The organism is Mesorhizobium sp. WSM4847 (genome assembly GCF_055811335.1).
In genome coordinates this window covers 12,585-37,887 of record NZ_JBVVPY010000017.1, presented here as the reverse complement: position 1 = coordinate 37,887, position 25,303 = coordinate 12,585, and the positions used below count along the sequence as shown (strand labels likewise).

Below are 25,303 nucleotides of genomic sequence, written 5' to 3'. Positions count from 1 at the left end.
TGCAGCGCACCACAGCACTTCGTGCTGGTCGTCCATGTGGCGACCCGCGCGACAGAAGCCATGTTCGGCCCTCCCTTTCCAATGCCGCTGAGCTTTTCGCCCGTCCGGTCATGGATTTCCGTGACCTCCGGCGTCAGAGTGTCATTGCAAATCAGCCATCTCGTACAGCGGCCGGATTTCGATCTTGCTCGGTCCCGGCATGGGATTGGGGCAGCGCTTCACCCAGGCGACCGCCCCGTCCATGTCCTTAAAATCCCAGAGTCAGAAGCCGGCGACAACTCGCGGGTCTCGGCCAACTGCCGTCTCAACCATTTGCGAATAGCACCCATGGCATCAAAAGAGGGCCTCCTTCCTTCCCCTAGTCCGCCCCGTCGGTTTTTGCCCGCTCGATAAATTTCCCCGCGACCGCTTTACCGAGCGCGGCGCCGGCCCGGTTGTCCATTTCATAGTGGATGCCTGCCCAGACGCGGGAATCACCCGCCTCTTTGCCAACCGCGCGGATGAACTCTGCATGGCCGGGAAACAGGTACGCCAGGACCTCGCATCGGGCAGTCGAGAGCGCGGAGTGGTTCGACGGATAACTGGGATGAGCTGGCACCGCGAACAGGGGGGTGATGCTCGCGTCAAGCATGTTGGGCCGCAGATACCAATAGGCGTACTTCCCGTCGTTGCTTGCAATGAAGGCGTCGTAATAGACCGTTGCGAGCATAGCGTAAGCCCGCGCGGCACGCGGCGGGTTCGTATCCGTCTTGTCCTCGAACATCCACTTGCTAGCATAGTCATACCAGTCGGTGAACAGGCCGGATGGGCTTTGCCAGTAGAACGCTTTGTAGCTGTTAGGGAATTTTCGTTCAGACTGTCGGATTGCATCCATCTCGGCCTTTACGGCCGGGGACTGGCAGTCGGGCGGCGCCGGCGGCCTGAATTCATCGGGTGCAGCCAGCACGATCGGCTTCCAGTTTGGCATGTTTGCATTGGCGGGTTTGGTCCCGACCCACATGCACGGCCCGGTCGGAACAGTGCCGCTCCACGCTGCATCGGAGCCATCGGCCTTTGCCCGCGCAATCACCTGCTCTGCGACCCTGCGCCCCAACTCCAGGCCGGCGGAAGAATCGCTTGGGAACTGGACACCGGCAAGGACACGCGACTGTGCCGCTTCTTCGGCCATTGCCTTGAACGACGATGTCTCTTCGGGAAAGAAATAAGCAAGAACGGTCGCGGCAGCTCCGGCGGCTGCGGCATGCTCGGATGGATAGGAGGGACTCCGCGGCGGCGGCAGCGCAGTCGCCAGTGTCGCGTCCGCCTCGCTCGGGCGCGGCCGATTGTAGAAGTACTTCGCGTCCCAGGCAGCAATGGTGGCGTCGTACATCGCCATCGTCAAATAGGAGTAGACGCGGTGCGCATTTGGAATCTGCTGGTTTTCGAGAAGGCGATTGTTGACCAGATCGATCCATCGGTACCCAGGCGAGCCGGCGTCCCAGAAGGTGATTTTGTCGGCGGCAGCCGGATCCTTTTGCGCCAAGAGATCCCGCATCTGTGCCAATTCGGCTGCTGCGGCGGAGGCGTCAGGCGGCGGCGGGACTCGGAAGTCCTCGCCAGACGTGATTACCCACGTCTTCCACGTTCCAGCCTCTGGTTCTATCAAATCTGATTGGGCGAAAGCGCAGTTCCCTGAAAAAAGGATTACCGCACAGGCCTTGCCAAAACCGCTAAGCATGCGAGCCTCCCATAGGTTGCCCCGCCAAAGACGGAGGGTTTTCCGTTTTCACGGCTCTTCCTTTATTTTAGCGAAAACTAATTATACCGCGAGGCGCTGCCGGGTAAAAGGATAAAAGTTAGAGAGCACGTCCGAAGTACACTGTCTTCCTGATTTGCACCCACTTCCTATCCTACCGATCACATTGACTGGCACTTTGACCAAGGCGCAAGTCAGCACCGGGATCGTCTTCGCGAAGTCAGCGTTCAAGCTGCAGTAGGGCAAACTGTGATGGGCTGGGAACTTGCGCGGTTGCGCTATGCAATTCGCTGATAGGTTGGCGGGACAGCGCCCCCCTCTGGCCTGCCGGCCATCTCCCCCTCAAGGGGGGAGATCGGAAGCTTCAGCCTCGGCGCTTCAAGCGTTTCGGTCATCAGCGCCTCGCTCCGACCTTACGGCGCCCGCCCCTCCCCGCTTGCCCCCATCTCCTGCTCAGCCGCAATCAGCATCTCGACAAACCTGGTCACCTTGGGCGGCCGGAACCTCGCGGCGGGGTAGACTGTGTAGATGCCTCCGGAGGGCAGCCGCCATTCGGGCAGGATCTGGACGAGCCGCCCTGCGGCCAACTCATCCCGCACCAAAAAATCCGGCAGCACCGACAGGCCGGCGCCGGCGCGGACGGCCGCCAGCACTGCCGGCGTCGCGTCGATGGCGATCGTTGCCTGCATGCGCACAGCCTCATGCTCATCGTCGCCGCGCGAAAATTGCCATAGCAGCGGTTCGCGCAGCGCCATGTTGGCGACGAAGGGCAGCCCGGCCAAGTCTTGCGGTTCGCCGGCCCTGAAGCGCCCGGCGAACTCGGCGCCGCACACCATGAATTGCCCAAATGTGCCGATCCGCCGCGCCTGCAGGTTGGAATCGGCCAGCCAGCCGACGCGGATCGCCACGTCCATTCCACCGGACGCCAGGTCGATGGTCTCGTCGCCCAGCGTCAGCTCCACCCGGCAGGCGGGGTAGCGCGCGCTGAAGGCGGCGACCACCGGCACCACCGCCGAGGTGCCGTAATCGTTGGACGCGGCGATGCGCAGCGTGCCGGTCGGCTCGGCGGCCGCCTGCGCGAGCTCGTCGAAGGCATCCTCGGCCTGCTGCAGAACCTGCAGGCAGCGGGCATGGAATGTCCGGCCGGCCTCGGTCGGATGGACGCGCCGCGTCGTGCGGATCAGCAGCGTCGTTCCGACATCACGCTCCAGCCGCGCCACCTGCTGGCTGACGACCGCCTTGGTTATGCCCAGCCGCTCGGCGGCCCGCGTGAACGAGCCGGCGTCGACCACCGCAGCGAAATAGGCCAGCCGGTTCAGGTTCATGCGCGGCTCATGGCTAATGCGACCTCATTGTCAGGCAATAGCATACATTACGTCTATTTTGTTGGCCTTCAATACGCATTCCGCCTCTGCCATCTTCCCGGCATCGAGGCTGCGCCGGAAGATGCGCCCGCCCGAATTCCGCATTCTCAAGCCCAGGAGAGATCCATGTTCACACGGAGAGCCATCATGAAAACCACTTTCGCCGCCGGCGCCGCTGCCATCTTCGCTCCCGCCGGACTTGGCCGTGCAGCCGCAGGGCTTTCCTGGAAACATTTTCCGGCTGGCGAAGACGGCTTCTTTCGCGCCCCGGTGCTGATCACCGGCGCCTCCGAGGCGCTGCTGATCGACGGCGGTTTCACCTATTCCGACGGCCAGGCCGTGGCCGAGGCGATCAAGGCGACCGGCAAGACGCTCACCACCATCTATGTCAGCCAGTCCGACCCGGACTATTATTTCGGCCTCAAGCCGATCAAGCAGGTTTTTCCGCAGGCACGGGTGATCGCCGCTGCCGAGACGGTGGCCGCCATCAATGGCAGCGTCGACAAGAAAATCGCCGTCTGGGGGCCGCAGCTCAAGGAGAATAGCCCGCAGGCGCTCGCCGATGTTGTCATCCCCGAAGTCTTCGACGGCAAGACGCTCACCGTCGATGGCGAGACCATCGAGATCGTCGACGCCGAAGGCCTTGCCAACCGGCGCTATCTCTCGGTGCCGTCGCTGAATGCCGTGTTCGGCGGGGTGATGATTTCTTCGGGCGTGCATGTCTGGACCGCCGACACGTCGAGCAAGGAACAGCGCGCCGCCTGGCTCGCCAATCTCGGAAAGATCGCGGCCAGCAAGCCTGAAATCGTCGTGCCCGGCCACATGACGCCGCAGGCCGCCACCGACCTTTCGGGCGTCGAGCACACCAAGACCTATCTCATCGCCTTCGAGGAAGAACTGGCCAAGGCCAAGGACGCGGCCGCGCTCAAGACCGCCATGGAAGCCCGCTTCCCCGGCCTAGGCATGGGCGTGGCGCTCGACATCGGCTCCAAGGTCGCCACCGGCGAGATGAAGTGGGGCTGAGAGCGCCTCGATCTGATCCGGGCGAGCGGCCTCAGCGCCTCATCCTGCAACGCTGGTGATTGGCGAAAGCGCCGATGACGGCCAATCTCCCCCCTTGAGGGGGAGATGCCCGGCAGGGTAGAGGGGGTCGGTTCGACCGGGCGCGCCCCCCTCTCTTGCGACAGTGGAGGTTGGCGCATTACGTGAGACGACCCCCTCTGGCCTGCCGGCCATCTCCCCCTCAAGGGGGGAGATTGGCAGCTTCGGCCCTCGGCGCTCATCTGCCTCACTGGAGGTTGGCGAGGAAGGAGATCCAGGTCCAATGCCGCAGATCGCCAACAATGCCGCCGTCCGAAGCCGCGCAAAGCTGTTCCTGTGCGGCGACGTGATGCTCGGGCGCGGCATCGACCAGGTCCTCGCCAGTCCGGGCGATCCGCACCTTGGCGAGCGCTTTGTCAAATCGGCGACGACCTATGTCGAGCTTGCCGAACGCGTCAATGGCCCGATCCCGAGAAAGGTCGACGAGGCGTATGTCTGGGGCGATGCGCTTAACGAATTGGGTCGTGAAGCGCCCGATGCGCGGATCATCAATCTCGAGACCAGCATCACCACCAGCCTGTCCTTGGCGCCCAAGGGGATCAATTACAAGATGAACCCGGCAAACATCGGCTGCCTGGCGGCGGCACGGATAAACTGCTGCGTGCTCGCCAACAACCATGTGCTCGACTGGGATGAGCCTGGCCTCGTCGAGACCCTCGATACGCTGCGGCTTGCCGGCCTCGCCTATGCCGGGGCAGGGCTTGACGCCGACGAGGCGGCGGCGCCTGCCGTCATTGAACCGGCCGGCGGGGGCCGCGTGCTGGTCTTCGGCTTCGCGCTCGAGTCGAGCGGCGTTCCAACTTCATGGGCAGCCGGAGCTTACAAGCCAGGCATCAATTTGCTGGCGGATCTCTCGGCCCGGTCGCTCGAGCAGATCGCCCGATCCGTGCAAGCCATAAAACAGCCTGGCGACCTCGCGGTGGCCTCGATCCACTGGGGCGGCAACTGGGGCTACCAGGTCCCGGCGGAAGACCGCGCACTTGCCCATGCTCTCATCGATGTTGCAGGTTTCGATGTCGTGCATGGGCACTCCTCCCACCATCCCAAGCCGATCGAAATCCATCACGGCCGGTTGATCCTCTACGGATGCGGCGACTTCCTCACCGACTATGAGGGAATCACCGGCAATGAAACGTTTCGTGGTGAGCTTGCGCTGATGTACCTGCCGCGGCTCGCCATACCGGACGGTACGCTTGTTTCGCTCGAGCTGGTGCCGTTCCAGCTCGCCAGGTTCCGGCTAAACCGCGCCCTGCGCGAAGATGCCGCCTGGCTCGCAGCCATGCTTGAGCGCGAGTGCTCATCTTTCGGCACGCATGTGGCGCTCGCGGACGACAATCGTCTCACCGTCGTCTGGTGAAGCCGGCAACCTGCGATCAGCAGCCAGCCGCTCTAGCGTTCAAGCCGCTCAGGCCGTCCTCGGCCAAGCGCACCGTCGGCGCGGGCCTGCAGGTAGGCGTAGATGTCGTCGATGTAAGGAGCGACGTTGGGGTCGTCGGCGAAGCCCTTCATCACCGAAGGGCCGCTGCGCACACCGTCGCGAACGTTGCGCCGAAAGACCTCGAGATCGGGCAGCCGGTCGACAAGGGCCGAGGCGAAGGTCGAGCCCATGCCGTCGGGACCATGGCAGTGATTGCAACTGCCATGATAGCGACGGAAGCCGTTATAGGTCCGCGCATCGACCTTGCCGCCGACAATTTCGTAGAACTTGCCCGGGGCCAGCTCAGCCTGGGCGCCGAAGCCGGCGCCGACGGTAAAGACGACAACACACAGGACGAGCCATGCAGACGTCGTCTGTCGCCGACGTTGCAGGCTCATCCAGCGCCGCCGCAAGGCACCCGCCTCTGAATCACCAACCTTGGATCGCCTCACTCGACCTTGGATCAGTCAACGGCGAGCTTCGGGGAAGATACCACGATTCCGTCTATAGCCTGCGGACTGACGACGAGCTTGCCGCCGACACGCGATATCTCGATGATCTGGTCCGACTCTCCCAGCTTGCCCGGCACGGAGACCGCGACTATCTGGTTCTCGGTCAGTGTCGCCACGAAACGCACGGGCAAGCCAGCCTCGCCCTGCGCGATCGTGGTGACCACCCGATAGCCGTCCTCCTGCGGCGTGTAATAGACGACACCAAGGAAACCGGCGAGATCGATGCTTTCGGCCTTCATGGCTCCAAGCTCGCCGGCATGCGCGGGCATCGCCGCGATGCAAAGTGCTGCAAAAGCAATGTACTTGTACATAATGCTGCTCCATTCCGAATTGTCCGGGTCGAGCCCGGCTCAAGGTTTCAGCAATAGACGGTCGCGCCGTGATAATCGGCGCACGCAGGCAGAATTCTGGATTAGTCCCCCCGGCTGCATCACAGTGGCGAAGGTCCGCGAGCCGAGAACGCGCTGAACCCACTGGTTGTCACAGTTAAGTGTGACCTTATCTTCTGGGGCGAGAGTATTTCACCGCCCGGGTGCTTGCGCATCCCCTGTTTGGGGGAGATAATCGGAATTTAAGCGATCGCTAAAGTTGGAGAAGCGAGAGCACCTGTGAGAGGGCGCGGCTTTCCGCCCGCATCGGACGCGCTGTCGACATGCGAGGGGGCCGTCGATGGCCAAGGCATTGTCGCATCATGAGCTGTCGAAGCTGATCGGCTCGATCTACGATTGCGCACTCGACCCGGAGCGATGGGAGCACGCGCTTGCCGGAATCAGGGATGCGCTCGACGCCCAGACTGCGGTCCTGCAGCTTGACGACCTCGCCAACGACCGGCTGCTGATCTACAGGACCGTGGGCATAGAGCCGTACTGGCTGGAGCAACAGGCGAAATATATCCCCGAGATCCACGCCCGGCTGCTCGAGGATCTCTCGACATGGCCTTCGCTCGATATGCCGCATGTGGTCTCACGCCATATCCCTCAAACCTACCTGGAGACCTCCCGGTATTTTCAGGAGTGCCTGAAGCCGCAAGGCCTGGTCGACGTCATGTCGTTCTTCCTGATCCACACCCCTACCCGCCTTGCCGGCTTCGCCGTTGCTCGGCATAAGCGGCAAGGCATTATCACCGAGCGCGAAATCAAGCTTGGCAGACTGTTGCAGCCGCATGTGCGCCGTTCGGTGATAATCAGCAACATGCTGGACATCGGCACTGTCGAGCGCGCAGGAATGGCCGAGGCACTCGATGCGCTCACATGCGCCGTGGTCCTCACCAATGAACGTGGCGCCGTCCTGCACGCCAACCGCTCGGCCAAGCACATGCTGCGGAGCGGCGGCCCGATCCAGGATGTCCGGGGCATTCTGCAAGCGAAGATCCCGTCGGCTTCCAGGGAACTTCACAGCGCCATCATGCTTGCGGCTCAGGATGAGGTCAGCATCGGCAAGACAGGGCTTGCCGTCCTCCTCAGCGAATCCGGCCTGCCGCCCGTCTTCGCCCGCGTGCTGCCGATGGCCGGCGGCGACCTGCGCGCCGACATGGAACCCGCGGCGGTAGCCGCGGTGTTCATCGGCAATGCACCGGACGAGCATGACGCCGCCGGAATGCTGGCGAGAGCCTTTGGGCTTACGCTGGCCGAAACCCGCGTGCTCGCCAGCCTTGTCGCCGGGCACACCTTGGCCGAGACCGCCGCCAGCCTTCACATTGCCAACGCGACCGCCAAGACGCATCTCGACAATATCTTCCAGAAGACCGGCGCCTCCCGCCAGGCCGATCTGATGCGCCTCGTCATGCAGATCGTTCCGCCCGCCGGGCAGCCTGGTCCCTGAACCACACTCGTTCACCGCTTTGGATACAGGTATCCAACGCCGCGGATGGTCTTGATCAGTTCCGGCTTGGCAGTCAGTGCGTTTCAAATGTTCAGCGCTTGCGCTTGTTTCGATGAGGCAACCGAGCATCAGGCTTTCCGCGCCACGCCCCCCACCTGCTTGGTGCGCCTGCTCGTGTCGACCTTGGCCCGCATCTCCACCGCCTTCTCGATCTCCCGCTTCAGCTCGTCTTTGATATCAGCCGTTTCGGCCATCAAGGCGTCGATTTTCATGAAATCGAGCACGCGGTATTTCGACACCGCCGGCCTGACCAGTATGTCCGGCTGGCATTGCCTCAGCTTGGCGGCGATGATCGACTGCATCATCAATTGCGTGGCACCGAACATCAGGTCGACGGAGGTCGGGTATTTGCGCCCGCCTTTGGCCGGCGCGCCAACGACGTCGACGGCGATGATGATGTCGGCGTCGTCCTCGATCAGGTCGAACGGCACCGGATTGTAGATGCCGCCGTCGATCAGCAGCCTGCCGTCGCGCATCACCGGGCGAAATACCGCGGGAATAGCCGCCGAGGCGGCAAGCGCTGAATGCAGGTCGCCGTCGCTCAGCACGGCGAGCTTATGGCCGAAGAAATCCGTGGCCGTCACCTTCAGCGGTATTTTCAGATCGGCGAAGCTTTCGGGTATGGCGTCGGGCATGAATGCCTTGAGGATGCGCTCGACATTGAACTGGGTGACACCCAGCCCGCCCTGCAGCGCCTCGGCAAAGGTGCCTGGCCGCGCCCGCCACATGCGCGCCGCCACCTCGGCGCGGCGGCCGAGGATCGAGCGCATGTAGTGGTGAATGTCACTGCCGGCCATGCCCGAAGCCATGCCGGCGCCCATGATGGCGCCGATCGATGAGCCTGATATGGCGACCGGCCTTATACCCAGCTCGTCCAGCACCTCGATGACATGGATATGCGCCAGCCCGCGCGCGCCGCCGCCGCCGAAGGCGATGCCGAAGCTCGGGCTCATCCCCTGCCCCCCATTTGGGCTCATTCCTCCTTGGCCTCGCCGTGCTTCGGCCCGACGACCATGATGGCCGGCTCGGCGGAAAGCAGCTTTTTCGCCGCCGCCTTGACCTGATCCAGCGTCACCGCGTCGATGAGGGCGGCGCGGCGCTGCATATAGTCGCTGCCGAGCTTGTCGAGCTGCAGCTCGAGCAGCGTCGCGGCGATGGCGCCGGAGGAGTTCAGATTGTTGATGGCGTAGGCGCCGATCAAGTATTTCTTGGTCGCCGCCAGTTCCGCTTCGGTCGGCCCTTCCTGGGCCATGCGCTTCACCACCTCGCGCACCACAGCCAAAGTCTCGGCCGCCCGGTCCGCGCGGGTCGCCGTGGTGATGGCCAGGGCGTCGGCGTGCTGGTGGTCGACCAGGTCGGAACTGACGCTGTAGGCCAGGCCGCGTTTTTCACGTACCTCTTCGAACAGCCGCGAGGTGAAGGCGCTGCCGCCGAGGATCTCGTTCATCAGAACCGCGGCGAAGAAATCCGGCGCACTCCGCTCGACGCCGGGATAGGCGAGTTGCAGCGACGTCTGGGGCTGGTCGTAATTGACCTCGAGCTGCTGGTTGAGTTTCGGATCGACATCGGCGACGGGCGCGAGCGCCTGATGCTGCGGCAGGCCGCCGAAGACCATATCGAGCTTTTTCTTCAACGTCTCGGCATCGATGGCACCGACCACCGCCACATGCAGGCCATCACGAGCGAAATTCGCCTTGTGAAAGGCGATGAGATTGTCCGGCGTGATGGTGGCGATGCTTTGCCTGGTGCCCTCTTCGGGCCGCGCATAGGGATGGGTGCCGTATAGTGCCTCCAGCCATTTGCGCTGGGCGAGTGTGTCCGGGTCAAGCTCGTTGGCGATGATGCCGGACAGCACTTGCGCGCGAATGCGGTCGATTGGCGCCTGGTCGAAACGCGGCTCGGTGACCGCCAGCCGCAACAGGTCGAACGCCGCGTCGCGCTGCTCGGCAAGCATGCGCATCGAGCCATAGATGCCGTCGCGCGCCGCTTCGAAGCTCATCTCGGCGCCGACGTCGTCGAGCTTGATCTGGAAGGACTCGCTGTCGAGATTGCCGGCGCCCTCGTCGAACAGGCCGCTCATCAGATTGGCAAGGCCCACCTTTCCAGCGGGATCCTGCGTCGTGCCGCCGTCGAAGGCGAAGCGGATGGCGACGAGCGGCACGGAATAGTCCTCCACCAGCCAGGCGGTGATGCCCTTTGACGACGTCACCTCCTGGATGCTCATGGCCGCACGAGCGGAAAGCGCCGGCAGGACGAGGAAGACGAGGGAGAGGAGCAGGGTGACTAAAGGGATGGCAATACGCTTCGGCGCAATCGCTTCGGATAAATGGTAGCTTCCGACTGATTTTCGAGACGAATAGCTGTCGGAGTCAGCGCCGCCCCTCATCGCCCTGCCGGGCACTTCTCCCCGTATAGTGACGGGGAGAAGGGGCTGGCCGCAATGCCCGCGCCCTTCTTCCGAACGCTGGTGATTGGCGAAACCGTCGATGACAGCGCCCCTCTCCCCGTCACTATACGGGGAGAGGATGCCGGCAGGCAGGTGAGGGGCAGCGCAAACGCTCAAGCTCGTCATCACATCAATTCCCTGCCTGTGTCTGCGGCAAGAGATAGCCTGATGTCGAATGGTTGAGATTGAGATAGCGCGCCGCAACCTGCCTGACTTCGTCGGCGGTGACCTTGCGGATGCGGCCCGGCCATTCCTCTACATCCCTGACGTTGCCGCCGGTGGCGAGCGTCGCGCCGTAGATGTTGGCCATCGAATCCTGCTTGTCGCGGGCAAAGATCATCGAGCGGACGAAACGATCCTTGGCCTTCTCCAGCTCGCCCGATGTGACGCCCTCGCTGGCGATGCGGGCGACCTCGGCCTCGACCGCCGCCTGGACATCGGCCAGCTTGGCGTCGCCGCGCGGCGCGCCATAGACGGTGAAGGTGGTAGCATCGAGCATGGTGCCCTGGAAAAAGGCGCCGGCCTCGGCGGCAATGCCTTGCTTGACGACAAGCTGCTGGTACAGCCGGCTGCGGCTGCCGCCGCCGAGGATCTCCGCCAGCAGGTCCAGCGCTTCCGCTTCGCCCGGCTTCGCAGTGTGATAGGAGGGAACCACCCATTGCGTCGAAAAATTCGGCACGCTGACACGCGCGTCAGCGAGCGTCACCGTGCGCCTGGTGTTCTGTTCGGGTTCGACCGGACGGATGCGCGGCGGCAGGTCTGGACCACGCGCGACCTTGCCATAGGTCTTTTCGGCCAGCGCCTTGACCGCCTGCGGCTCGACGTCGCCGGCCACCACCAGCACGGCGTTGTTGGGCGTATAATATTTGTCGTAGAAAGCCTTGGCGTCGGCGCGGTTCAGCTTTTCCATCTCCTGCATCCAGCCGATCACCGGAATGCGATAGGGCTGGTTCTGCCAGAGCGTGGCGTCGACCTCCTCGCCGAGCACTGCCTGCGGATTGCTGTCGATGCGCGAGCGGCGTTCCTCGAGGATGACGTCGCGCTCGGTGGCGATGACGTCGTCGTTGAGGATGAGGTTGCGCATGCGATCGGCCTCGAAATCCATCATCTGCTCGAGCGCCTGCGGCACCACCGTCTCGTAAAAGGCGGTGTAGTCATAGGAGGTGAAAGCGTTGTTCGAACCGCCGATGGCGGAGACGGCGCGGTCGAACGCGCCGGCCGCATGGTTGGTCGTCGCCTTGAACATCAGATGCTCGAAGAAATGGGCGATGCCGGACTTGCCCGGCGGCTCATCGGCGCTGCCGAACTTGTACCACACCATATGAGTGACGATCGGCGCGCGGCGATCGGCGATGACAACGACCTCCATGCCGTTGTCGAGCAGGAAATTCGTCACCTTACCGTCGTCCGGCTTGTTGTCGGCCAGAACCGGCCCGGTCATCACAAGAGCCAGCGCAAAAAGCGTACCGCGCAGCCAATCAGCCTGAGATGTCATCAATGACTCCGGTGTCATGGGGTGGGACGATAGGCGGGGGTGTTGCCACAGGCAAATTGATTTGTTCGTCATTTTGAAGGCGCTGCGCTCCCTTCATCCAACCTCGATAAAGCGGATAACCGTCTCGCCATAGCTGCGCTCGTCGACAACCGAAAAGCCCGGCCCTGCCTCGAACGGCGCCGCTGCCGCCTCCTCGACGACGCAGAGCGCGCCGGGGGCGAGCCAGCCGCCGGCCTTGGCCGAGCGCAAGGCACGCTCGCCCAGGCCCTTGCCATAGGGCGGGTCGGCGAACACCAGGCCGAACGCGGCCATCGTGCCCGCCTCGCCCAGAGCCGTAGCGTCGCGACGGAATATCTTGGTACGCCCGGTGAGGCTGAAGGCCTCGACATTGGTGCGGATCAGGCCGCGCCCTTCCGCCGATTCTTCGATGAAGACGCCATAAGATGCGCCGCGCGACAGCGCCTCGAGGCCGAACGCGCCGGTGCCGGCGAACAGGTCGAGCACCCGCGCGCCGACCAGCCTATCGGGGAAACGATGCGCCAGCACGTTGAAGACAGCCTCGCGGGTGCGGTCGGTGGTCGGGCGGATGGCGCTTGAGCGGGGCGTGGCCAGCGGACGCCCGCGAAACTCACCGCCGACGATCCGCATTGCCTCCCCTGGATCCCTTGGGGCCGCTGCGCGGCCGGTCGCCGCCTTTGCCGCCATCATTTGGGCGTTCGCCACGCGGCTTGCCGAACGGCTTTGCGCCTCCGGGCTTGGCGGGCTTGCCATAAGACGGCTTGAACGAGGCCTTGCGTTCCTTGGCTTCGGCCGCCCTGGCGGCATCGGCGTCCGCCCTGCCCTTGCCGATCGGCCGCGCGCCGGGCGCCATCCAGACATTGGCCTTGCGCTGGCCCGGCGGCTCGATCGGGCGCTGCTCGCGTTCGGACTTTTTCCCGCCGCCCGGTTTGCCGCCGAAGCCGCCCGGCCCGCTACGTTCAGATTTGGGGCCGCGATCGGCAAAGCCGCCGCGTTCGGGTCCGCTGCGTTCAGATTTGGGGCCACGCTCAGCAAAGCTCTTTTCCGGCCCGAAGCTTCTGCCGGGACTTGTCGACAGCTTGCCCAACGCCTCGTCGCGGCTGCCTTCGCGGCGCTTGCGGTTCTTGATCAATCCGCCTTCGCCGATCGGACGGCGTTCGCCATCGCGGGTGAATTTCGGCCGCTCAGGTTCCTCTTCCCGCACCGCTTCGCGCCGCACCGGCCTGTTGGAAAACGGCTTGGTGATGTCAGCGTCGAAATTGGCGCCGGACTCCTCGACCAGGCGTTCGCCGAGCTGGTCGCGCAGCACCCGGCCCTTGATCTCCAGCACATGGCCCTCGGGCAGGTCGTCGAGCTGGAACGGTCCGTAGGAAATGCGGATCAGTCGCGTTACGTCGAGACCAAGCGAGCCCAGTATGTTCCTGACCTCGCGGTTCTTGCCTTCGCGCAGCCCAAGCGTCAGCCAGGCGTTAGTGCCTTGCTCACGGTCGAGCGTCGCCTCGATGGCGCCATAGAAGACGCCGTCGACGGCGATGCCTTCGCGCAAGCCGGCGAGCGCACTTTCCTCGACCTTGCCGTGGACGCGCACGCGGTAGCGCCTGAGCCAGCCGGTCGCCGGCAGTTCGAGCACGCGCGCCAGCCCGCCGTCATTGGTGAGCAGCAGCAGGCCTTCGGTGTTGATATCGAGCCGGCCGATGGTCATCAGCCGCGGCAGGTCGGCCGGCAGCACGTCGAAGACGGTCTTGCGGCCCTCGGGATCACGATTGGTGGTGACGACGCCGGCCGGCTTGTGGAACAGGAACAGCCGGGTGCGCTCGATCGGCGGGATCTCCATGCCGTCGAGATGGATGATGTCGCCAGGCATCACATTGAAGGCCGGCGAGGACAGCACCCTTCCATTGACCTTGACGCGGCCGGCCGCGATCAGCTCCTCGGCATCGCGACGCGAGGCAAGACCGGCGCGGGCCAGCCGCTTGGCAATGCGCTCACCAGCCTCTTCCGTCGCTTCGGCGGGACGCGGGCGCGGTTTGAAGCCGCCCGATGCCCCTTTGGGCCGATCACCGGCAAAATCGCGCTTGGGCCGATCGCCGAAGTCGCGTTTTGGGCGATCGCTGAAGTCTCCCTTGGGAGGGTCGAAGCGCCTTTCGCTGCGCTCGCCTTCGGCAGCCGCCGGCCGGTCGCCGCGCGGCGCGTATGGCTTGCGCGGCCCCTCGCGCTTTTCATAAGGCTTGCCTTCCGGACGCGGCCCCTTGCTGAACGGCCGGTCGCCGCTTTTGAAGTCGCGCTTCGGCCGGTCGCCGCGCGGCGCGTACGGTTTTCGCGGCCCTTCGCGCTTCTCGTAAGGCTTGCCTTCCGGACGCGGCCCCTTGCTGAACGGCCGGTCGCCAGCCTTGAAATCGCGCTTCGGCCGCTCGCTGTCAGCCGCCAGCGGGCGGTCGCCACGCGGGGCGTATGGCTTGCGCGGCCCCTCGCGCTTCTCGTAAGGCTTGCCATCAGGGCGCGGCCCCTTGCTGAACGGCCGGTCGCCGCTTTTGAAGTCGCGCTTCGGCCGCTCGCCGTCAGCTGCCGGCGGGCGGTCGCCGCGCGGCGCGTAAGGTTTTTTCACGCCGAAGGACGGCTTGCCGCCCTTGCCGGCAGCGACATCGCGACCACGCGGGCCCGACGGTTTCGAGCCGTTCTTGCGCGGGAATTTCTTGTTTTTGTCGTCCATGTAGCTTTGCTCGTTTGCACTACAGCGCCGCGCGTCCGTACGGACGCGCAAAGGACGCTGTAGGACTTTGATTTGGTGCATGATCCCTTCCGAAAACCGATTCCGGTTTTCGGGATCATGCGCTAGATAACAGGATCACGCCGGAGTAGCGAGGAGATAATCGGAATGGAAACCGCTTGAAGCGGCCGGATTTCATGGCGCTGGCACTGAAGGAGGCCGAAGCCGCCGTCCTGCGCGGCGAAGTGCCGGTCGGCGCGGTCATCGCCAGCGGCGATACGGTCGTTGCCAGTGCCGGCAACCGCACCCGCGAGCTTGCCGACCCTACCGCCCATGCCGAGATGCTGGCGATCCGCGAAGCCTGCCGCAAGCTGTCAAGCGAGCGGCTCACCGGCCACGATCTCTATGTGACGCTGGAGCCCTGCGCCATGTGCGCCGGCGCCATTTCCTTCGCCAGGCTGCGCCGGCTTTATTTCGGCGCCGCCGACGAGAAGGGCGGCGCTGTGGTCAACGGCGTGCGCTTCTTCGCCTCACCGACCTGCCACCATGCACCGGACATCTATCCAGGCATGGCCGAGAGCGACGCAGCCCTGCTGCTGAAGGATTTTTTCAGGGAGCGACGCGAACCCTAACGTCGCAGGATTTCTTAGCGCCGGCAGCTTACCACGGCAGCCAGTCGAACATGCCGCCGCTCTTGTTCTTGGCGGCCGCTTCCCGCTTGAGGCGGCGTGCTTTCTTGTACTCGTCCTCGCCGAGGTCATCGACCGGCGCGGTGGCGGAAGCGGCGCGATACTGCACCGGCGGCTCGCTCAGATATCGGCGGGTGTTCGGGTCGCCCTGCTTTTGTTCGGCAAGGCGGCGCTTGACTTCGGCGGCGCGGCCCTTGTCCGAATCCGCCGGCTTCCAGGCCGGCGGATGACTGGAACCCGAGTCCTTCATCGCAGCCTTGATCGCGGTTGGATCCGTCTGGACGTCATCGACGATCTGCGCCTGGTAGGACGGATCGTCCTGGTTGAGCGTGGCCTCGGCGCGCAGGCGAGCGCGGCGCTGCTCGGGCGATTCCGGCCAATCGGCGCTTGCCGTGGCGCTGTCCTGCGGCGGCGGCAGTTGCTTCTGGCCCGGCGCCGGCTTCACCAATTCGGGGCGCGGCTTGTAGTCGATCTTTTCCTTGTTCTTCGGCATGACTGAAAAAGCGCTGGTGAGATCGCCGGCAAGCTGGGCGGAGGCGGTCTTGTCGGTCCCGTAGGTCGGCGAGCCCATGCAGCCGGACAGGGCCAGGCCGGACACGACAAGCGGCGCCAGCAGCGCAACGCGCGCGCAAGTTCTTTCGGTCATGCCAAAAAGTCCCACTCTAGACAGCCTCTCGATCGCCACCGGCCAAAGGTCCGGTCCCCATCGCCCATGCTCTTCCGACGGAAATCCGGCGACAATTTGTCGTCCGGAGTTTCGCGTGTTTATCTCAACCACTCGTTAAGGGCAACGAGTGGGGGCCGATCAATCGCCTGCCGTGGCATTTGTGCACCGATATGGTCTTGTGCCTGTAGTTATCCCAAAACCGCTACACACCCCCGGGTCAGGCCCGGGGGCATGCATTTGGGCGACATGCATTAAAGTCGACCAAGCGCCTTCAATTCATGCAGCACCGCTGCGTCCCGCGCCGAAACGTCGGGGAATTCCTTGTCCTGCCCGACATCGGCCGTGTAGCGCCATGAGCGCGCGCATTTGAGAAGGCCCCGGTCCTCGGCCTTCTCGACCACCACGGCGACGCCCTTGACGTCGTCCAGCGTGAAGGCGCCAGAAGGCGCGTTGCCATGCGCAATGACCAGATCGCTGGTGATCGCCATTTCGGCCATGTCGACATCTGATATCGCCGCTTCGAGCGCCGCATCATCGAGCGTGACGACCGGCACCGCTTCCAGCGACGAGCCGATGACCTTCTGGGCGCGCGCAATCTCCAGCGCGCCGGTGACGACACGGCGAACCTGCCGCACCTTGCGCCATTTTTCCGCCAGCGCCTCGTTCTTCCAGTCGGCCGGGATTGGCGGAAACTGGTCGAGATGCACCGAGACGGCGTCCGGATGACGGTCGAGCCAGGCCTCCTCCATGGTGAAGGGCAGCATCGGCGCCAGCCATTTCACCAGGCAGTCGAACAGATGGCGCACCACCTGCACGGACGCCTTGCGCTTCACGCTGGACGGCGCCTCGCAGTAGAGCGCGTCCTTGCGGATGTCGAAATAGAAGGCCGACAGCTCGACCACCATGAAGTCGAGCAGCGTGCGGGTGATGCGCTTGAACTCGAAGGCGTCGTAGCCCGCCCGCACGACTTCATCGAGTTCGGCGAGCCGGTGCAGCATCAGCCGCTCCAGCTCCGGCATCTTGTCCAGCGGCACGTCCTCGCCATCGTCATGGGCAAGCGTGCCCAGCATCCAGCGGATGGTGTTGCGCAGCTTGCGGTAGGCGTCGATGTTGGTCTGCAGCACGTTCTTGCCGAGCCGCTGGTCTTCCCAGTAGTCGGTGGTCACCACCCATAGCCGCAGGATATCGGCGCCCGACTGTTTGATGACGTCTTGCGGCACGACGGTATTGCCGAGCGACTTCGACATTTTCCGCCCCTCCTCGTCCATGGTGAAACCATGGGTGACGACGGTGTCGTAAGGCGCCCTGCCCCTGGTGCCGCAGCTTTCGAGCAGCGAGGAGTGGAACCAGCCGCGATGCTGGTCGGAACCTTCGAGATAGACGTCGGCCGGCCATTTCAGATCCGGACGATCCTCCAGGGTGAAGACATGGGTCGAGCCGGAATCGAACCAGACGTCGAGGATGTCCATCACCTGCTGCCATTTCGAGGCATCGTGATTGCCGAGGAAACGCTCCTTGGCGCCGGCCGCAAACCAGGCGTCCGCGCCTTCCTTCTCGAAGGCGACGATGATGCGCTGGTTGACCGCCTCGTCGCGCAGGACGTTGCCGTCGGCATCGGCGAAGACGGCGATCGGCACGCCCCAGGCGCGCTGGCGCGACAGCACCCAATCGGGGCGCTCCTCGATCATGGCGCGGATGCGGTTCTGGCCGGCGGCCGGCACGAAGCGGGTGTCGTCGATCGCCTTCAGGGCACGGCTGCGCAGTGTCGTGCCGTCGCCGAGCTCCTTGTCCATAAAGACGAACCATTGCGGCGTGTTGCGGAAGATGATCGGCTTCTTCGACCGCCACGAATGCGGATAGGAATGCTTCAGCCGCCCGCGCGCGAACAGCGCATTGCGCTTGATCAGCTCGTCGATGACCGCCTGGTTGGCATTGCCCTTCTTGCCGTTGTCGTCGATGACGCGCGTCGCACCGCCCTCGCGGTCCGCGCCGAAGCCTGGCGCATCCTTGGTGAAGAAGCCGGCATCGTCGACGGTGAACGGGATCGCTGTGTCGATGCCGCGCTGGCGAAGATCCGAAGCTGCATCCATCCAGGCGTCAAAATCCTCGCGGCCATGGCCCGGCGCCGTGTGGACGAAACCGGTACCGGCTTCGTCGGTGACATGCTCGCCGGCGAGCATTGGGACGTCGAATTCATAGCCGCCATTCAAACCTTTGAAGGGATGAGAAAGCGTAAGGCTTCCAAGCTCTTCGGCCGAAATGCTACGGAGGCGGTCTATCGTCACCTTGGCTTTGGTCGCAGCCTCTTCCGCCAGCGCTTCGGCAAAGATCAGCCTTTCGCCAGGCTGCGGGCCGAAAGCATTCTCGGCCGCAGTGACCTCGTAGAGGCCATAATTGATGCGTGGCGAATAGTTGACGGCACGGTTGCCGGGGATGGTCCATGGCGTGGTCGTCCAGATAACGACATCGGCCTCCAGCAAGTCCAGTGACGTCTGCGTCAGCCTCGGATCCAAGGCTGGCTGCCCATCTTCGACGTTGGTGACCTGACGAGCGAGGCTGACGACCGGAAACTTCGCCCAGATCGTATCGCTCTCGTAGTCCTGGTACTCGACCTCGGCCTCGGCCAGCGCGGTGCGCTCGACAACGCTCCACATCACCGGCTTGGAGCCGCGATACAGTTGGCCCGACATGGCGAATTTCAACAGCTCGCCGGCGATGCGCGCCTCGGCATGGAACGCCATCGTCGTATAGGGATTGTCGAAGTCGCCGACGACGCCGAGCCTCTGGAACTCGCCGCCCTGCACCTTGATCCAGTGTGCGGCGAACTCGCGGCATTCCTTGCGGAACTCGTTGACCGGCACCTCGTCCTTGTTCTTGCCCTTGGCGCGGTATTGCTCCTCGATCTTCCATTCGATCGGCAGGCCGTGGCAATCCCAGCCGGGCACGTAGTTCGAGTCGTAGCCGCGCATCTGGAACGAGCGGGTGATGACGTCCTTGAGGATCTTGTTCAGCGCATGTCCGATATGGATGCTGCCGTTGGCGTAGGGCGGGCCGTCGTGCAGCACGTATTTTTCGCGGCCGGCGGCGTTTTCGCGCAGCTTGCGGTAAAGCTCCATGTCCTGCCAGCGCTTGACCAGCAGCGGCTCCTTCTCGGGCAAGCCGGCGCGCATCGGAAAATCCGTCTGCGGCAGATAAAGCGTCTTGGAATAGTCGATCGTTTCAACAGTGTCGGTCATCGGCGTATCGGTCATTGGTCTGCCATATGCATTGCCCGGCAAAGAGCCCGGGCGTTGAACTATCATGATCTGGAAAAAGCGCGAGAGGCCGCGCGCAAAATTCCCGGCGGCTCCGGCGGCGCTCAGGCCGCCCGGAACACCGGGCTTGTAATTCGTATCGCAATCGCGAGCGCGCGAGGAAACTGCGTCATGACCGGGCTTTTAGACGAGGCCGGCCCCATTGAAAAGCCCGAACTCTGATGCTTACCCTAGGAGCGTTTACCAATTGCGCCTATGTTTGTCGGCAGATGGTATTGGAAGACCAACATCTACGGTTGTATTTCACAGTTTAGCGCACCGGAAGGAACGAAATGTGACCCTGACGATTGCCGAGTCCGGCCGCGCTCTGCGACTTGAACGCATTTCAGCGATGGCGGATCGCGTTTTCGGCAACCATGAAAAGGCGCAGCGGTGGCTGCGCAAGCCAAGTCGGGTGCTCAACCAAGTGCCCATCGATCTCCTGCAATCGGAAGCAGGTGCCACGCTTGTGGAAGACGAACTCAACCGCATCGCCTACGGCATAGTCGCCTGAGCCATGCGGCTGCGCGCAATACACAACCTGCGACATCACATCGAGAAATCGAAGCGATAGGTCGTCGACACGCCGATCGTGAACTGATCCCTTGAGCCGCGCTCCTTGACCAGGCTGGAATCGGCCGCCGGGCCCATCAGCCGCGAATATTCGGCGAACAGGCTGGCCGTCATCGGCTCGGTCACTTTCCACGTCACCGCGCCGCCGAGGCCCGCCGACTTCACGCCACCGTCCGGTCGGTACCGGCTGAGGCCCGACGCCACGGCTTCCTCGGCGTCGACGCCGTAATAGGCGTCGAAATAATCCGACGAGGCGAACGAAACGCGCGGCCCGCCCGAGATCCTGACCTCCGGCGTCACATCGTGGAATGCGTCGGCGGCGATGTCGGCGACGAAGCCGTTATGGGCGCGAATGCCGTGCCGCAATTCGGCGCGGGCGCGCAACCAGTCCAAAGGATAGAATTCGAAGAAGCCGCCGGCCTCGCCGCCCCAGCGCACCGGGTCGAGGCCTCTCAGTTCGTCGGCGTCGTCGCCATCGCGCGAAAACAGGATTTTTCCGGCCAGGCCGGCGCGGAAGCCGCCTTCGTCGATCAACCCCAGCGAGATGTTGTCGTTGCGCGAAGTGAAGCGGGCCGCAGGACCGGCCTTGCCGAGCGAGATGATCGGCTGGGCGCTGAGTATATAGTTCTTGCTGCCTTCGAAATCGGGGGCGACCAGGCCGGTGGCGCCGACTGTCAGATACCAGTCGCCGGACAGCCAGCCCAAGGCGCCATCGGCGGCTTCGGCGGCACCGGGCGCGCCCAGCAGGAAGGTGGCCAAGACCACCTGATATACCTTGATAGAACGCATCGTCACTCTATACGCGCGAAACACCGGCGGGAACAACCTGCCTGCAAAGAGCCATGGCGCCGGTTCAGTAAACTTTGATTTAAACTCGACACGCTAACTCACTTTTTGGCGTGCATCCAGCGCAAGCTGCTCGCTGGACGGGCATGACCCTCGGCGATACCCGCCAAATTGGCAAGATGCCAAGTGACGACAAATGTCAGGCGACGCTGCGATCGGCCTGGCGAATTCGCTCAAAAAGCAATGGCCGTGTCGAGCTCGGACAGCGGGCTGACGCCGGCAAGCAGCGCCCTCGCCTCGGCCTCGTCGCGTTTCATCTGCGCGACTAGCGCGTCGAGCCCGTCGAACTTCACCTCGGCGCGCAGGAAACCGAAGAAGGACACCGCGCATAGCTCGCCGTAGAGATCGCCGGAAAAGTCGAAGACGTAGGTTTCCAGAAGCGGCGCGCCGTTGTCGTCGACGGTCGGGCGGCGGCCGAAGCTGGCAACACCATCATGAAGCGTGCCGTCGGCGCGGCGGAAGCGGACGGCGTAAATCCCTTCCTTCAGAGTGGCTTCCGGCGAAAGCCTCATATTGGCGGTTGGAAAGCCGAGCGTCCGGCCAAGCTGCTGGCCGCCGATCACCTCGCTCTCGACCGTGAAGCGGTAGCCGAGCAGGCCGGCGGCCTCGGCCACCGCCCCTTCGCACAGCAGCGCCCGGATTCGGCTCGACGACACCACCTCGGCGCCTTCGTCGCGAAAGGCGTCAACCAGGGTGACGCCGAAGCCGTGGCGTTCGCCGGCCGCCATCAGATAGGCCGGTCCGCCTTGCCTGTCCTTGCCGAAGTGGAAGTCGAAGCCGGTCACGGCGTGGATGATGCCGAGATTGCTGTCGAGCACATCGGTCACGAACGCTTCCGCCGACAGTGCGGCGAAGGCGCGCGTGAACGGCTGCTCGACGAGTGCGGCAAAGCCCAGATGCGACAGCAGCATTGCCTTCATCGGCGGCGGTGTCAGCACGAACAGCGGTATCTCGGGCCGGAACACCTTTCTCGGATGCGGCTCGAAGGTCAGCACCAGCGCCGGCGCGCCGCGCCGGCGAGCCTCGGCCAGCGCGCGTTCGAGCACGGCCTGGTGGCCGCGGTGGACGCCGTCGAAATTGCCGATCGCCACCACGCCACCCCGCAAATGGGCCGGCAGCGGCGAGATGGCAGAAACGCGTTCGAAGGCTTCCGTCATTTCGGGGCTTGCGTCATTTCGAGGCTTCCATCATCGAGCGAGCCTACTGCAGTCTCGGAATGACCGCGACCGGCCGGTAGCCGTGCCTTTCCAGAAAGGCGATCAGCCTGGCCGGATCCGGTTGTAGCGGATCGCCGTAGTCGCGGGCATGGATGCCGCCCGACACGTAGAGCACGTCGAAGCCATTGTCGGCAGCACCCTTGATGTCGGTCATCATGCCGTCGCCGATAGCCAGTACGTCCGAGCGCTCGACCGGGCGGCCGAGCAGGTCGGCGATCTCCTTCATCGCGACGTCATAGACCGGGGCATAAGGTTTTCCGGCGATCAGCGTGCGCCCGCCGAGTTGGGCATAGTCGCGGGCCAGGGCCCCGGCGCACCAGATCATCCGCTCGCCGCGCTCGACCACGATATCGGGATTGGCGCAGATGAAGGGCAGGTTCCTGGCGCGCAGCCGCCGCAGAAGATCGGCGTAGTCCTCCGGCTTCTCGACCTCGTCGTCGAACAGCCCGGTGCAGACCACGCCGGACGCCTCGAACTCCTCGACCAGCTCGACATCAAGCCCGTCATAGAGCGTGAAATCGCGATCGGCGCCAATGTGGAAGATCTTTCGCGGCCCCTCCATGATCAGGTCGCGGGTCACGTCACCGGAGGTGACGACGCGGTCATAGGCCGCAGAGGGAACGCCGATCGCATTCATCTGCGCCACCACATCGGCGCTGCGCCGCGGCGAATTGGTGATCAGCACGACAGGTATCTTCGCCTCGCGCGCGGTGCCCAGCGCCAGAGCCGCGGCCGGAAAATGCCGTTCGCCATTGTGGACCACACCCCAGACGTCGCACAGGATGGCACAATAGGCTCCCGACAAATCCGCGAGCGAGCCGATGATATCGGGCGAGTCCGCCATATCGTTTCCCAAATCATGATGGTTGCGAGCGTCGCCGCCGACGTCCGCCGCGGCAGGGGTCCACCGCGGCAGGTTCGCATTAACCGAAGCACTTGACCCTGTCACCAGCTTTCACATTTTTCAGGATTGCCCTGGTTTCAGGATTGCCTTGGCACTGACGAAGGCAAGCGCGCAAGCCGCTCTTGCCGAGACTTCCCCATTCTGAAGGCTTCGGCGGCCGGTCCAGCCGCGCGCAGCAATGCCGGCATCGGCGGCGTGGTTAACGAGCCTTGAAAAAGCAAGCCGATCTTGGGTGTTTTTCAGCAATCTGAAATTTAAGGATTGATGGCATCTCTCGCCGACTAGGGGTTTTGGCGAGGGGCTGAAGACAATGATCCGAAAATTCGGTAGGGACCGGCGTGGTAACTATACGCTGATGACGGTCATCACGATGGTGCCACTGATGGGCGGAGTGGCGCTCAGCGTCGATTACTCGGAACTGCTGCGCCAGAAGCACGCCACGTTGAACGCTTTGGACGCCGCCGGCCTCGCCACGGCTCAGCAAGTCGTCTCCGGCGCAACCGACGACGCCGCCAGGGCCTACGCCAAGACTTTCTTCGAAACCAATCTCGGCCCCGTCGATCCGGCCAACACGTCGCTTACCGTCACCCTGCCCAACAGCAATGCGGGTGGCGGCACGTTGAAGCTCTGCAGCGCCCTTACCTATCACCCCTATTTTCTGCCGGCCGCCGCCATGCTGCTGGGCGGCGGGACCACCAGCGGCGCTACAACTTTCACGGATTGCTCGGAAATCCGTCTCAAGAACACGCTGGAAGTCGCTCTGGTGCTCGACAATTCCGGCTCGATGAACGAGCTCGGTTCCGGCACCGGCGCGAGGCGAATAGACCTGCTGAAGACTGCCGCCAAACAGCTTGTCGATACGCTGGCGCTGCAGGCACAGCAGATGAAGCAGGTCAGCAAACCGGTGCAGTTCTCCCTGGTGCCGTTCGCTGCTTCGGTCAATGTCGGTCCCACCCATGACCAGGACAGCTGGATGGACCAGGATGGCATCTCCCCGATCCAGCATGAGGATTTCGACTGGACGAAGATGACCGCCGCCAACGATCCGGACAGATACGCCGAGAAGCTCAACGGCGTCTGGTACAAACGCGGCACCGGCTGGGGCGACACCGAGGATCAGCCACTGACCCGCTTCAGCCTCTACGCCGACATCACCGTCGAGTCCGGCCGCGAAGAAGTGCCTAACACGAAACAGTATATCTGCGACACCTATAACAAGAAAGGTAACTGCAGCAGCGGGCCACTGGACCACCCCGGAATATATCTACACCACCAGCCGCTATGCGAGTTGGCAGGGTTGCGTGGAGGCGAGGCCGCACCCGTATAACAACGACGACACGACGCCTGATACCGCCACACCTGCCACGCTGTTCGTGCCGATGTTTGCGCCCGACGAGGCCGGCACGCTCTGGCTCGATTTCAACCGCGACGGCGCTAACGACGTGATCTATCTGAACTATGGTTACGGCAACAACTGGTGGGCCGACTGGCCTTTCACCGACAGCCCAACCGCTTCGCAGCGGCAGTCGGACATGCGCAAATATTTCCTGGTCAAGCCTTACGGCTCGAAGTCGGCGACCTCGGGCGACGGCCCGAATTCGTCCTGCACGACCAACCCGATCACACCGCTCAAAGACGTGACCCAGCTTGCCCAGAAAGAGGAGATCGACAACGCCATCGACGCCATGGCGCCGAACGGCAACACCAACGTGCCGGAAGGCCTTGCCTGGGGCTGGCGGACGGTGTCGAGCAACGAACCTTTCACCGAGGGCCGGCCGAACACTGAAAGAGGCAACGACAAAGTGGTCATCGTGCTGACCGACGGCGCCAATACCTACAGCGCCGTCAGCGACAGCGGCTACGCCAATAACAGGTCGACCTATGCCGCTTACGGTTACACCGGCCTGACATATCCGGGGTCTGGAAGCGTGACGCGGCTGTTCATGAACACAAGCACCGACATCGGTAAGACGACCTACACGGGCGCCAACTACACCGCCGCGCTGGACGAGCAGATGCAGACCCTTTGCGGCAACGCGAAGAAATCGAACGTTCTCGTCATGACCGTTGCGCTCGACCTGTCGACCACCGATGCCGGTGACAAGAAAGCACTCGACGCGCTGAAGGCCTGCTCCTCGGACTCGCGCTTCCGCAAGGATCCCACCGATCCGACCAAGCCGGCCAAGCTGTTCTGGAACGCGACCGGGGCGACGCTGTCGGACAATTTCAGGGAAATCGCCAACGAATTGTCGAACCTGCGCATCGTCGGCTGAAGGGGGTGGGGTCGGCTGAAGGGGGCGCAAGCGCCCGGAAATGACAGGCTGGCGGAACAGCGCCCCCTCTGTCCTGCCGGACATCTCCCCCACAAGGGGGGAGATCGGATGTCGGCACGGCTTTCGCCAATCTCCAACGCCGCAGAAGAGGCGAGGCGCAGAAGC

At 63.8% G+C, this 25,303-nt stretch carries 22 protein-coding genes; 8 read left to right on the top strand and 14 right to left on the bottom strand.

Features of this window, described 5'->3' with window-relative positions; translation table 11 throughout:
• Positions 1-358: 358 nt before the first annotated feature.
• Together AC0L28_RS23080 and AC0L28_RS23075 are read right to left on the bottom strand one after the other, a co-directional pair.
• A complete protein-coding gene (locus AC0L28_RS23080) occupies positions 359-1,717 on the bottom strand; it encodes a phosphatase PAP2 family protein (RefSeq protein WP_245277790.1) in 1,359 nt (452 codons plus the stop codon).
• A 431-nt stretch (positions 1,718-2,148) separates the two neighbouring features.
• The gene (locus tag AC0L28_RS23075; protein ID WP_473480387.1) at positions 2,149-3,060 is read right to left on the bottom strand and encodes a LysR family transcriptional regulator; all 912 of its coding nucleotides are present in this window, start codon (positions 3,058-3,060) and stop codon (positions 2,149-2,151) included.
• Between the two features lie 165 nt (positions 3,061-3,225).
• Between AC0L28_RS23075 and AC0L28_RS23070 the strand changes: the two genes are divergently transcribed.
• Positions 3,226-4,122, top strand: a complete 897-nt coding sequence (locus AC0L28_RS23070; protein WP_473480385.1) for an MBL fold metallo-hydrolase — start codon at positions 3,226-3,228, stop codon at positions 4,120-4,122.
• Between the two features lie 301 nt (positions 4,123-4,423).
• Positions 4,424-5,557 (top strand): CapA family protein, encoded by a 1,134-nt coding sequence (locus AC0L28_RS23065; protein ID WP_473480383.1) that lies wholly within the window; start codon positions 4,424-4,426, stop codon positions 5,555-5,557.
• 32 nt (positions 5,558-5,589) lie between these two features.
• Here the strand turns inward: AC0L28_RS23065 and AC0L28_RS23060 are convergent, their stop codons facing one another.
• Together AC0L28_RS23060 and AC0L28_RS23055 are read right to left on the bottom strand one after the other, a co-directional pair.
• Complete coding sequence (locus tag AC0L28_RS23060; protein ID WP_023802275.1) at positions 5,590-6,015, bottom strand: c-type cytochrome; 426 nt, start codon at positions 6,013-6,015, stop codon at positions 5,590-5,592.
• A 65-nt stretch (positions 6,016-6,080) separates the two neighbouring features.
• Positions 6,081-6,440 (bottom strand): hypothetical protein, encoded by a 360-nt coding sequence (locus AC0L28_RS23055; protein WP_023802274.1) that lies wholly within the window; start codon positions 6,438-6,440, stop codon positions 6,081-6,083.
• Positions 6,441-6,798: 358 nt separating this feature from the next.
• On the opposite strand from AC0L28_RS23055, the gene AC0L28_RS23050 reads away from it, so the two are divergent.
• Entirely contained in the window at positions 6,799-7,950 is a 1,152-nt protein-coding gene (locus tag AC0L28_RS23050; protein WP_473480381.1) for a helix-turn-helix transcriptional regulator, read from the top strand.
• A 128-nt stretch (positions 7,951-8,078) separates the two neighbouring features.
• Here AC0L28_RS23050 and AC0L28_RS23045 read toward each other — a convergent pair whose 3' ends face one another.
• From AC0L28_RS23045 to AC0L28_RS23025, 5 genes are all read right to left on the bottom strand, one after another.
• Positions 8,079-8,963: a patatin-like phospholipase family protein gene (locus AC0L28_RS23045; protein WP_023802272.1), complete on the bottom strand. Its 885-nt coding sequence runs from the start codon at positions 8,961-8,963 to the stop codon at positions 8,079-8,081.
• A 20-nt stretch (positions 8,964-8,983) separates the two neighbouring features.
• Complete coding sequence (locus tag AC0L28_RS23040) at positions 8,984-10,324, bottom strand: M16 family metallopeptidase (RefSeq protein WP_245277792.1); 1,341 nt, start codon at positions 10,322-10,324, stop codon at positions 8,984-8,986.
• A 262-nt stretch (positions 10,325-10,586) separates the two neighbouring features.
• The gene (locus AC0L28_RS23035; protein WP_473480379.1) at positions 10,587-11,951 is read right to left on the bottom strand and encodes a M16 family metallopeptidase; all 1,365 of its coding nucleotides are present in this window, start codon (positions 11,949-11,951) and stop codon (positions 10,587-10,589) included.
• 93 nt (positions 11,952-12,044) lie between these two features.
• Positions 12,045-12,599: a 16S rRNA (guanine(966)-N(2))-methyltransferase RsmD gene (rsmD, locus tag AC0L28_RS23030; RefSeq protein WP_023802269.1), complete on the bottom strand. Its 555-nt coding sequence runs from the start codon at positions 12,597-12,599 to the stop codon at positions 12,045-12,047.
• Positions 12,580-14,679 carry a pseudouridine synthase gene (locus AC0L28_RS23025; protein WP_473480377.1) on the bottom strand — a complete coding sequence of 700 codons (2,100 nt, stop codon included), beginning with the start codon at positions 14,677-14,679 and terminating at the stop codon, positions 12,580-12,582. The genes rsmD and AC0L28_RS23025 overlap by 20 nt, the downstream gene beginning before the upstream one ends.
• 176 nt (positions 14,680-14,855) lie before the next feature.
• Between AC0L28_RS23025 and AC0L28_RS23020 the strand changes: the two genes are divergently transcribed.
• The gene (locus AC0L28_RS23020) at positions 14,856-15,308 is read left to right on the top strand and encodes a nucleoside deaminase (RefSeq protein WP_023802268.1); all 453 of its coding nucleotides are present in this window, start codon (positions 14,856-14,858) and stop codon (positions 15,306-15,308) included.
• A 28-nt stretch (positions 15,309-15,336) separates the two neighbouring features.
• Here the strand turns inward: AC0L28_RS23020 and AC0L28_RS23015 are convergent, their stop codons facing one another.
• Together AC0L28_RS23015 and ileS are read right to left on the bottom strand one after the other, a co-directional pair.
• Complete coding sequence (locus tag AC0L28_RS23015) at positions 15,337-16,011, bottom strand: hypothetical protein (protein ID WP_023802267.1); 675 nt, start codon at positions 16,009-16,011, stop codon at positions 15,337-15,339.
• 272 nt (positions 16,012-16,283) lie between these two features.
• Positions 16,284-19,268, bottom strand: coding sequence for an isoleucine--tRNA ligase (gene ileS, locus AC0L28_RS23010; protein WP_473480375.1), 2,985 nt, complete (start codon positions 19,266-19,268; stop codon positions 16,284-16,286).
• A 54-nt stretch (positions 19,269-19,322) separates the two neighbouring features.
• Between ileS and AC0L28_RS23005 the strand changes: the two genes are divergently transcribed.
• On the top strand, positions 19,323-19,508 hold the full coding sequence (locus AC0L28_RS23005; protein ID WP_023802265.1) for a hypothetical protein: 186 nt from the start codon (positions 19,323-19,325) through the stop codon (positions 19,506-19,508).
• Positions 19,489-19,839, top strand: a complete 351-nt coding sequence (locus AC0L28_RS23000; protein ID WP_051407930.1) for an antitoxin Xre/MbcA/ParS toxin-binding domain-containing protein — start codon at positions 19,489-19,491, stop codon at positions 19,837-19,839. Before AC0L28_RS23005 ends, AC0L28_RS23000 begins: the two co-directional genes overlap by 20 nt.
• Positions 19,840-19,874: 35 nt before the next feature.
• On the opposite strand, the gene AC0L28_RS22995 is transcribed toward AC0L28_RS23000, so the two are convergent.
• From AC0L28_RS22995 to AC0L28_RS22985, 3 genes are all read right to left on the bottom strand, one after another.
• Positions 19,875-20,687 (bottom strand): MipA/OmpV family protein, encoded by an 813-nt coding sequence (locus AC0L28_RS22995; protein WP_473480372.1) that lies wholly within the window; start codon positions 20,685-20,687, stop codon positions 19,875-19,877.
• A 230-nt stretch (positions 20,688-20,917) separates the two neighbouring features.
• Positions 20,918-21,901, bottom strand: coding sequence for a bifunctional riboflavin kinase/FAD synthetase (locus tag AC0L28_RS22990; protein WP_128176964.1), 984 nt, complete (start codon positions 21,899-21,901; stop codon positions 20,918-20,920).
• Between the two features lie 43 nt (positions 21,902-21,944).
• Complete coding sequence (locus AC0L28_RS22985; protein ID WP_023802261.1) at positions 21,945-22,805, bottom strand: TIGR01459 family HAD-type hydrolase; 861 nt, start codon at positions 22,803-22,805, stop codon at positions 21,945-21,947.
• 370 nt (positions 22,806-23,175) lie between these two features.
• Between AC0L28_RS22985 and AC0L28_RS22980 the strand changes: the two genes are divergently transcribed.
• Together AC0L28_RS22980 and AC0L28_RS22975 are read left to right on the top strand one after the other, a co-directional pair.
• Positions 23,176-24,192, top strand: a complete 1,017-nt coding sequence (locus AC0L28_RS22980; RefSeq protein ID WP_287181076.1) for a TadE/TadG family type IV pilus assembly protein — start codon at positions 23,176-23,178, stop codon at positions 24,190-24,192.
• Positions 24,167-25,138, top strand: coding sequence for a hypothetical protein (locus AC0L28_RS22975; RefSeq protein WP_473480370.1), 972 nt, complete (start codon positions 24,167-24,169; stop codon positions 25,136-25,138). The genes AC0L28_RS22980 and AC0L28_RS22975 overlap by 26 nt, the downstream gene beginning before the upstream one ends.
• The last annotated feature ends 165 nt before the right edge of the window (positions 25,139-25,303 follow it).

What these genes read in the sequence shown, in the direction of transcription:
- AC0L28_RS22995 (WP_473480372.1), bottom strand. Translation starts at nt 20,687, where the DNA reads ATGCGTTCTATCAAGGTATATCAGGTGGTCTTGGCCACCTTCCTGCTG.
- AC0L28_RS23075 (WP_473480387.1), bottom strand. Translation starts at nt 3,060, where the DNA reads ATGAACCTGAACCGGCTGGCCTATTTCGCTGCGGTGGTCGACGCCGGC.
- AC0L28_RS23070 (WP_473480385.1), top strand. Translation starts at nt 3,226, where the DNA reads ATGTTCACACGGAGAGCCATCATGAAAACCACTTTCGCCGCCGGCGCC.
- AC0L28_RS23045 (WP_023802272.1), bottom strand. Translation starts at nt 8,963, where the DNA reads ATGAGCCCGAGCTTCGGCATCGCCTTCGGCGGCGGCGGCGCGCGCGGG.
- AC0L28_RS22985 (WP_023802261.1), bottom strand. Translation starts at nt 22,805, where the DNA reads ATGGCGGACTCGCCCGATATCATCGGCTCGCTCGCGGATTTGTCGGGA.
- rsmD (WP_023802269.1), bottom strand. Translation starts at nt 12,599, where the DNA reads ATGCGGATCGTCGGCGGTGAGTTTCGCGGGCGTCCGCTGGCCACGCCC.
- AC0L28_RS23055 (WP_023802274.1), bottom strand. Translation starts at nt 6,440, where the DNA reads ATGTACAAGTACATTGCTTTTGCAGCACTTTGCATCGCGGCGATGCCC.
- AC0L28_RS23015 (WP_023802267.1), bottom strand. Translation starts at nt 16,011, where the DNA reads ATGACCGAAAGAACTTGCGCGCGCGTTGCGCTGCTGGCGCCGCTTGTC.
- AC0L28_RS23080 (WP_245277790.1), bottom strand. Translation starts at nt 1,717, where the DNA reads ATGCTTAGCGGTTTTGGCAAGGCCTGTGCGGTAATCCTTTTTTCAGGG.
- AC0L28_RS23060 (WP_023802275.1), bottom strand. Translation starts at nt 6,015, where the DNA reads ATGAGCCTGCAACGTCGGCGACAGACGACGTCTGCATGGCTCGTCCTG.
- ileS (WP_473480375.1), bottom strand. Translation starts at nt 19,268, where the DNA reads ATGACCGACACTGTTGAAACGATCGACTATTCCAAGACGCTTTATCTG.
- AC0L28_RS22990 (WP_128176964.1), bottom strand. Translation starts at nt 21,901, where the DNA reads ATGACGGAAGCCTTCGAACGCGTTTCTGCCATCTCGCCGCTGCCGGCC.
- AC0L28_RS22980 (WP_287181076.1), top strand. Translation starts at nt 23,176, where the DNA reads ATGATCCGAAAATTCGGTAGGGACCGGCGTGGTAACTATACGCTGATG.
- AC0L28_RS23065 (WP_473480383.1), top strand. Translation starts at nt 4,424, where the DNA reads ATGCCGCAGATCGCCAACAATGCCGCCGTCCGAAGCCGCGCAAAGCTG.
- AC0L28_RS23050 (WP_473480381.1), top strand. Translation starts at nt 6,799, where the DNA reads ATGGCCAAGGCATTGTCGCATCATGAGCTGTCGAAGCTGATCGGCTCG.
- AC0L28_RS23035 (WP_473480379.1), bottom strand. Translation starts at nt 11,951, where the DNA reads ATGACATCTCAGGCTGATTGGCTGCGCGGTACGCTTTTTGCGCTGGCT.
- AC0L28_RS23025 (WP_473480377.1), bottom strand. Translation starts at nt 14,679, where the DNA reads ATGGACGACAAAAACAAGAAATTCCCGCGCAAGAACGGCTCGAAACCG.